This is a genomic window from Weissella sp. MSCH1 (assembly GCF_045799135.1).
In the GTDB taxonomy this organism is placed as follows: Bacteria; Bacillota; Bacilli; order Lactobacillales; family Lactobacillaceae; genus Weissella.
Map to the genome: position 1 here is coordinate 1 of NZ_JBJMBA010000014.1, position 6,515 is coordinate 6,515.

At 45.5% G+C, this 6,515-nt stretch carries 6 protein-coding genes and 1 riboswitch; of the genes, 1 reads left to right on the top strand and 5 read right to left on the bottom strand.

Translation table 11 applies throughout. The annotated features are described in order from the left end of the window. Positions 1-200: 200 nt before the first annotated feature. The 5 genes from ACJ28U_RS00330 to ACJ28U_RS00350 all read right to left on the bottom strand — a co-directional run bounded on the left by ACJ28U_RS00330 (position 201) and on the right by ACJ28U_RS00350 (position 5,507). Positions 201-581 carry a hypothetical protein gene (locus ACJ28U_RS00330; RefSeq protein ID WP_010372668.1) on the bottom strand — a complete coding sequence of 127 codons (381 nt, stop codon included), beginning with the start codon at positions 579-581 and terminating at the stop codon, positions 201-203. 37 nt (positions 582-618) lie between these two features. Further along, a complete protein-coding gene (locus tag ACJ28U_RS00335) occupies positions 619-1,365 on the bottom strand; it encodes a 16S rRNA (uracil(1498)-N(3))-methyltransferase (RefSeq protein ID WP_099087545.1) in 747 nt (248 codons plus the stop codon). After that, complete coding sequence (gene prmA, locus ACJ28U_RS00340) at positions 1,365-2,321, bottom strand: 50S ribosomal protein L11 methyltransferase (RefSeq protein WP_407618025.1); 957 nt, start codon at positions 2,319-2,321, stop codon at positions 1,365-1,367. Before prmA ends, ACJ28U_RS00335 begins: the two co-directional genes overlap by 1 nt. A gap of 102 nt (positions 2,322-2,423) precedes the next feature. Further along, on the bottom strand, positions 2,424-3,845 hold the full coding sequence (gene pyk, locus ACJ28U_RS00345) for a pyruvate kinase (protein WP_062358960.1): 1,422 nt from the start codon (positions 3,843-3,845) through the stop codon (positions 2,424-2,426). A gap of 189 nt (positions 3,846-4,034) precedes the next feature. Then, the gene (locus tag ACJ28U_RS00350) at positions 4,035-5,507 is read right to left on the bottom strand and encodes an amino acid permease (RefSeq protein WP_407618026.1); all 1,473 of its coding nucleotides are present in this window, start codon (positions 5,505-5,507) and stop codon (positions 4,035-4,037) included. A 97-nt stretch (positions 5,508-5,604) separates the two neighbouring features. Next, a riboswitch (Lysine riboswitch) is annotated at positions 5,605-5,781 on the bottom strand. Between the two features lie 101 nt (positions 5,782-5,882). On the opposite strand from ACJ28U_RS00350, the gene ACJ28U_RS00355 reads away from it, so the two are divergent. Beyond that, positions 5,883-6,353 (top strand): GNAT family N-acetyltransferase, encoded by a 471-nt coding sequence (locus ACJ28U_RS00355; RefSeq protein ID WP_407618027.1) that lies wholly within the window; start codon positions 5,883-5,885, stop codon positions 6,351-6,353. The last annotated feature ends 162 nt before the right edge of the window (positions 6,354-6,515 follow it).

Genomic DNA, 6,515 nt, shown 5'->3' on the forward strand with positions numbered 1-6,515 from the left:
ATTTTGGCGTGGGCAGATTCATGGTTCGCGGTTTGCGAAACGTGAAAATAGAAACCGGACTGGTTATGATGGCCATGAATATGACGAAAATGGCCATCATGGCGGGATAAAATCCCGTTATTTTTGGATAAAAAGAAAGAACTGTTCTGTCCCAGCCTCCTTAGGACGTAAAGCCTCATGACACGTCAATCACGATGTCATTATATTTCGCGGAAACCGCCATCCACTGGAATTTGATTCTCCACATCAACTTCTTCCTCTTGTCCGCGCGTAAACGCAAACAACTCAATGACGAAGTACAGTGCGGCTAAGTAATAACCGTACATATGTGAATTTAGCCCTAACCAAATTGAAGCCAAGAAAAAAATGGGCCAAATAAATAGCAAATACCAAAATGCACCATGTTTCCGTAAGAACGCACCTGCGATAATACTAAAAATCATATTCACAATAAATAATGAAAAGACAATTTTAAAATTAACGCTCAATGCCGTTTTATTAATAACAAAAGGTACTAAGAGTGCCAGAATTGGTACCCAAACCCAAAAACGCCAATCAAACGCTTCCTTTAATCGCTTCATGTTCCTTACCTCTTTTGTGTTACCACACTAATCTTTCCTAACGTTCTAACTCGAGCGCAAAACTCAGGGCGCTAAGCGCATAAAGCGGTGCTGTTTCAGCGCGTAATATACGTGGACCAAGTCCTGCCGCTACAAACCCAAACTTTTCCGTTAGTAATTCTAACTCAGCTTCCTTTAAGCCACCTTCAGGACCAACCAAAAAGGCTACTTCGTCACCTGGATGCAACTGGGCGAACTGTTGGGCAAGCATCGCTGCTTCCCCTTGCTTTGCGCTTTCTTCCCAAGCCACAATTTTGATCATTGCTTCCGGTAGCGTCAGCGCTTGCAAATTTGGCAAATACTGAACATCCGGCACAGTCAATCGGTGGGATTGTTCAGCAGCGCCTTGTGCAATCTTGGCGAGACGAGCAATTTTTTTATCTGCCTTCATGCCCCAATGCACGACCGACCAATCAGTTTCAACAAAGATAATGTGATGCACCCCTAATTCAGTCGCTTTCTGCACCACAAGCTCAGGCTTATCGCCCTTTGCCAGTCCTAAAATCAAAGTCGCCTGCACAGGAAGTTCAACATTAGCTTCAACATGTTCCACCACCGTCATACGTGTCACATCACCATCAATCTCGCTAACCTTGGCAACAACCATCGTTTCGCGATCGGGATAAACAAACTCAGCCATTGTGCCAACTTTGCCACGTAAAACCGTCATCAAATGATGCGCAATGTCAGCCGGCAACTCAAACTCGTCAGTCTCTGGCGTTTCCGTCAAAAAATAACGTTGCATTACTTTTCATCCTCACTTGCTCGGTGCGCAATCAAGCCGTACCACTCACCAAGCTTCATTTTCTCGTCCACGACGTATCCTGAGGCCTCTAACTTGGCAACGATGACGTCCGCCTTATCTTGGTAGATACCTGACAACAAGAATTTACCACCTGGTCGTAAAACAGATTCAACTTGTGGAATCAATGGTACCAGCACCTCTGCCAACATATTAGCAACCACGATATCAAACTCCTGGGCTGGCACGTCCTGCAATAGGTCACTCGCCATCACCTTGATATCTGATGCAATCGGGTTTAAATCCAGGTTACCTTGGGCAGAACGAACCGCAACTTCATCAATATCCGTGCCAAGTACTGAGCTAGCACCCAACAACTTAGCGGCAATACCAAGGACACCTGAACCAGTGCCGACATCCAACAAACGTTCACCACCACGAATCACAATTTCAAGCGCTTGCATCATCAACCGTGTCGTTGGGTGAGTACCGGTACCGAATGCCATGCCTGGATCAAGCACAATAACTTGTTCATCCTTTTGTGCTGGAACATACTCTTCCCACTTCGGTACAACGGTCAAATGACGTGTAACCCGAACTGGGTGGTAATACTTCTGCCATTCCGTCGCCCAGTCAGAGTCCTTAACAGCAGTCGTCGTCACAGTACCAGGCGTTGCATCCAATCCGAAATCAGCTAATTGATTAACGCGCATTTGCACATCGTTAATCACCTCAGGCAAGTTGACATTTTCTGGGAAGTACCCTGCCACCACGGCACCAGATTCCCGGTGTTCAACAACATCCCAATCAACCCACACGGTTGCATCGGCTGGTTCGTAACTATCTACATCAGCGGCGTCATCAATTTGAATTCCTTCGGCGCCGGCTTCCATCAAAATATTGCTTACCGCTTCGACCGCTTCACTTTGGGTCTCGACGATTACTTCTTGCCAACTCATCAGCTTTTCCTCATCAATTCGTATTAGTATTACCTAAAGAATAACATAAAAAAAGAACGGGAGATAACAAGTATCTCTCGTTCTTAATTAACAACTAACTAATTAGTCGACCGTAACGATCGTCATCAAGTTAGTCGTACCTGAAGTCGTTACAGGAATACCTGCAGTAACGATGATAGTATCACCCTTTTCTGCCAAACCTGCAGCAACAACTTCCTTCTTAGCCAAGTCAATCAAAGCATCAGTGTTGTCCACTGCTTCTGAGATAACTGGTTGTACACCCCAGTAAACCGTCAATGAACGTTGTACACGCTCGTCGAAAGTCAATGCCAAGATGTCGGCGTTAGGACGGTACTTTGAAATCATCTTTGCAGTGTAACCTGAAGTCGTTGCGGCAACGATAGCCTTAACGTTCAAGTTTGCTGCAGCCGTAGCAACAGCAGCAGCAACTGATTCAGTAACGTCAGTAGCGTCAAAGTTGTTTACGTGACGACCGTTCAATGCCAAAGCAGTTTCTGCCTTTTCATCGATGCGGGCCATCGTAGCAACAGCAGCAACTGGGTATGCACCGTTAGCTGACTCACCTGACAACATCGTAGCGTCAGTTCCGTCAAATACGGCGTTGGCAACGTCAGAAGCTTCGGCACGTGTAGGACGTGGGTTTTCTTGCATTGAATCCAACATGTCAGTAGCCGTAATAACTGGCTTACCAGCAGCGTTCATCATGCGGATCAAGTCCTTTTGTACCAAAGGCACGTTTTCTGCTGGAATTTCAACACCCATGTCTCCACGAGCAATCATCAAACCATCAGAAACCTTCAAGATTTCGGCAAAGTTGTCGATACCTTCTTGAGATTCGATCTTAGGGAAGATCATAACATCTTCCTTACCAGCTTCTACCAACAAAGCACGGATGTCTTCAACGTCTGAAGGCTTACGTACGAATGAAGCGGCGATGTATTGGATACCTTGTTCCAAACCGAAGCGGATGTCATCGGCATCCTTTTCAGTGATACCTGGCAAGTTGATTGAAACACCAGGTGCGTTAACACCCTTACGTGATCCCAACAAACCGTGGTTTTGAACTTCAGTAACCAATTCGCGGTTAGCTTCATCCTTTTCAGTGATCAACATGTCAATCTTACCGTCGTCGAACAACACGTGTCCGCCAACCTTAACATCGTCGAACAAACCTGGGTAAGTTACGGCAACCTTTTCCTTAGTACCTTCAAGAGATGAATCCATTGAGATGCGAACAACATCACCGATGTTGAACTCAATCTTACCTGGCTCTTGAACAGTCGTACGGATTTCAGCACCCTTAGTGTCCAACAAGAATCCTACAGTCTTACCTGAAATCTTCTCGGCTTCGCGCACAGCGTTCATACGACCCAAGTGTTCCTCGTGGTCTCCGTGTGAGAAGTTGAAACGTACAACGTTGGCACCTGACTCGATTAACTTCGTAATAGTCTCGACGTCAGAACTAGCTGGTCCAAGCGTTGAAACAATCTTGGTCTTCTTCATGATCTGAAAAATCTCCTTCGTTTTGTGTTGATAGTGTATCTACCTAACTGTCATTTATTGTACTATTTTTCACTTTTTTTGTACACATTTTTTGTTCGAATCATGTTGCAAATAATAGACACCAATTATACAAAGAAAAACCACCTAGCATGATTTGAAACATACCAGGTGGTTCATAACTTACTTTATTTATGATTGACGTGCGTCCGTATCCAAATCAACCTCAGTTAGCTTACGCAACTTTGTCTTGTGCTTGATCTTGTAGCCAAAGTATAGTGCCAAGAACAATGGCACTGACATATACGTCGTGATAATGCCGGACCAATTCCAGTGTGAAATCGTTCCTTGGAATGATGCCAAATCTTGACCAACAACAACGACAATTGACAATACCAAGGCCAAAATCGGTCCCACTGGGAACCACTTTGCATGATAACGCAACTTCTTAATGTCTCGTCCTTGCGCAACGAAAGCCCGACGGAAGCGATAGTGTGAAATGGCAATACCAATCCAGGCAATGAAACCAGTCAACCCAGAAGCGGCGACCAAGTAGTAGTAGATACCTGGTCCAAAGACCGATGTGACGAATGTTAGTAAGCCGACCGCAACTGTCGCTAACAATGCTGGTACTGGGATACCCGTGTTAATGTTCACCCGACCGAAAATCTTTGGTGCCTTACCTTCTTGAGCCATCGCATACAACATACGTGTTGACGCATAGACACCCGAATTGGCTGATGAAATCACTGAGGTCAAAATCACGGCATTCATCAATGAGGCCGCCCCAGCAAGCCCTGCTTGCTTAAAGGCCAATGTAAACGGTGACACGGCAATATTCGTTTCACTCGAGTGCAACAAAGCTGGGTTCTTGTAGAAAAGCAATGCACCAATAATGAAAATTGCCAAGATATAGAACAATAGAATGCGCCAGAACACTTGCTTAATCGCCGTTGGCACTGATGTTTCCGGCGTTTCCGACTCACCAGCCGTAATCCCAACCATTTCCGTTCCTTGGAATGAGAAGCCAGCAACCATGAAGACAGCCAGCATGCCACCGAAGCCACCCACGAAACCGTGGTTACCGCCGGCAGACAAGTTTCGTGCCACATCAGGATGATAAGACATGATACCGAAAATCGTCGCGACCCCAATAATCAAGAACGCAATAACTGCAACAACCTTAATTGTTGCCATCCAAAACTCGGTTTCAGCATATGACTTAGCCGACATTAGATTAATCACTGTAATCAAAGCTAGGACAATAGCTGACCAAATCCAGGTTGGTACGTGCGGCAACCAGTAGCCCATCACCACGCCAACTGTTGCTGCTTCAACGGCAACGGTGATAGCCCAATTGAACCAGTAGTTCCAGCCCATGGCAAACCCGAAGGCAGGATCAACAAAGCGATCTGCATAAGTTGAAAATGAGCCTGATACCGGCATATACGTTGCCATCTCACCCAAACTTGTCATTAGGAAGTAAACCATCAAGCCGATTACGGCGTATGAGGTTAAGGCACCAAACGGACCTGCTTGTGCAACCGTCGCACCCGAGGCAACGAACAGGCCGGTACCGATGGTTCCACCTAAGGCAATCATCGACAGGTGACGCGTCTTCATTGTTCGCTTCAACGCACCTGGCTGTTGTGTTTCTTCTGACATAACTCCTCCTAAATGAGAGGCCTAATCGCACTAATAACAAAAAATCCCTAGCTTATACCATCGCATAAACTAGGGACCATAATTGGTAGTCTTTAGTGTTGTCGATAGCGCTCCGCAGCCGACAGATTTTGCTGCGACAGTCTAACCGTTGTTCACGTCTAGACCAACATGTTTTGTTGCCACAAAACACATTTCGGCAACCTCCCCTTTCCTTAACCGCGCTGTCTGCCGACTTAGCTAAGTACTTTTGTTGGTTGCGACCTCTATGTCATATTTAATTTATGGATTAACTATAGCCAATTTTAAGCATGTCGTCAAGGGACCTTTTTGTGAAGCATGTTAGAATGAAAATAATTATATCCTAAAGGAGCCCCTATGACATTTGACTTAAGGCCTTGGCAACTGGCTGATTTTCCAGCTTACCAAGCACTCATTACCCTGCCCCCAATTGCCACAGCAATTGGGATTGATGCAAAATCGGTGGCTAGTCAACAACAAGCATTCGAAAATGATATTTATCAAACATACCAAGCTGCAATTATCATCGATGGCACGCCACAAGGTAGTATCGTTGCCTACCAACGGGCAAATGAACTGGGTGAGCCACTTGCTACTGAAGCTGACCTTGCTTACTTTTTAGCCCCTGATTTCTGGGGACACGGTATTATGACGGATGTCGCAACAGCCTTCATCGCGAAATTGCCTCCTCACTTTACACTTTGGGCTGATGTCCTAGCAGATAACATCGGATCACTTAGGGTTCTTGAAAAGGTCGGGTTTACCAATCAAGGGACTTACATAGATTTATTTGGCCGTCAAATTAGCCAATTCCATCTATATCGATAAATAAAGAGGTTGGCGATTTTTAGGCTCTAAAATATTTGGTACTGATGACCACTCGCTCACGCGATTGGTTGTTGGTACCTTTTTTGGTTTTTGGGTGTAAAAATAAAAAAGGACAGACCAGCTGCAACCAGTCTGCCCAAAATACCCTCGAAAGGATATCCC

Bases quoted from the DNA above. Each gene is read 5' to 3' on its own strand.
- ACJ28U_RS00330 (WP_010372668.1), bottom strand. From the start codon at position 581: ATGAAGCGATTAAAGGAAGCGTTTGATTGGCGTTTTTGGGTTTGGGTA.
- ACJ28U_RS00335 (WP_099087545.1), bottom strand. From the start codon at position 1,365: ATGCAACGTTATTTTTTGACGGAAACGCCAGAGACTGACGAGTTTGAG.
- prmA (WP_407618025.1), bottom strand. From the start codon at position 2,321: ATGAGTTGGCAAGAAGTAATCGTCGAGACCCAAAGTGAAGCGGTCGAA.
- pyk (WP_062358960.1), bottom strand. From the start codon at position 3,845: ATGAAGAAGACCAAGATTGTTTCAACGCTTGGACCAGCTAGTTCTGAC.
- ACJ28U_RS00350 (WP_407618026.1), bottom strand. From the start codon at position 5,507: ATGTCAGAAGAAACACAACAGCCAGGTGCGTTGAAGCGAACAATGAAG.
- ACJ28U_RS00355 (WP_407618027.1), top strand. From the start codon at position 5,883: ATGACATTTGACTTAAGGCCTTGGCAACTGGCTGATTTTCCAGCTTAC.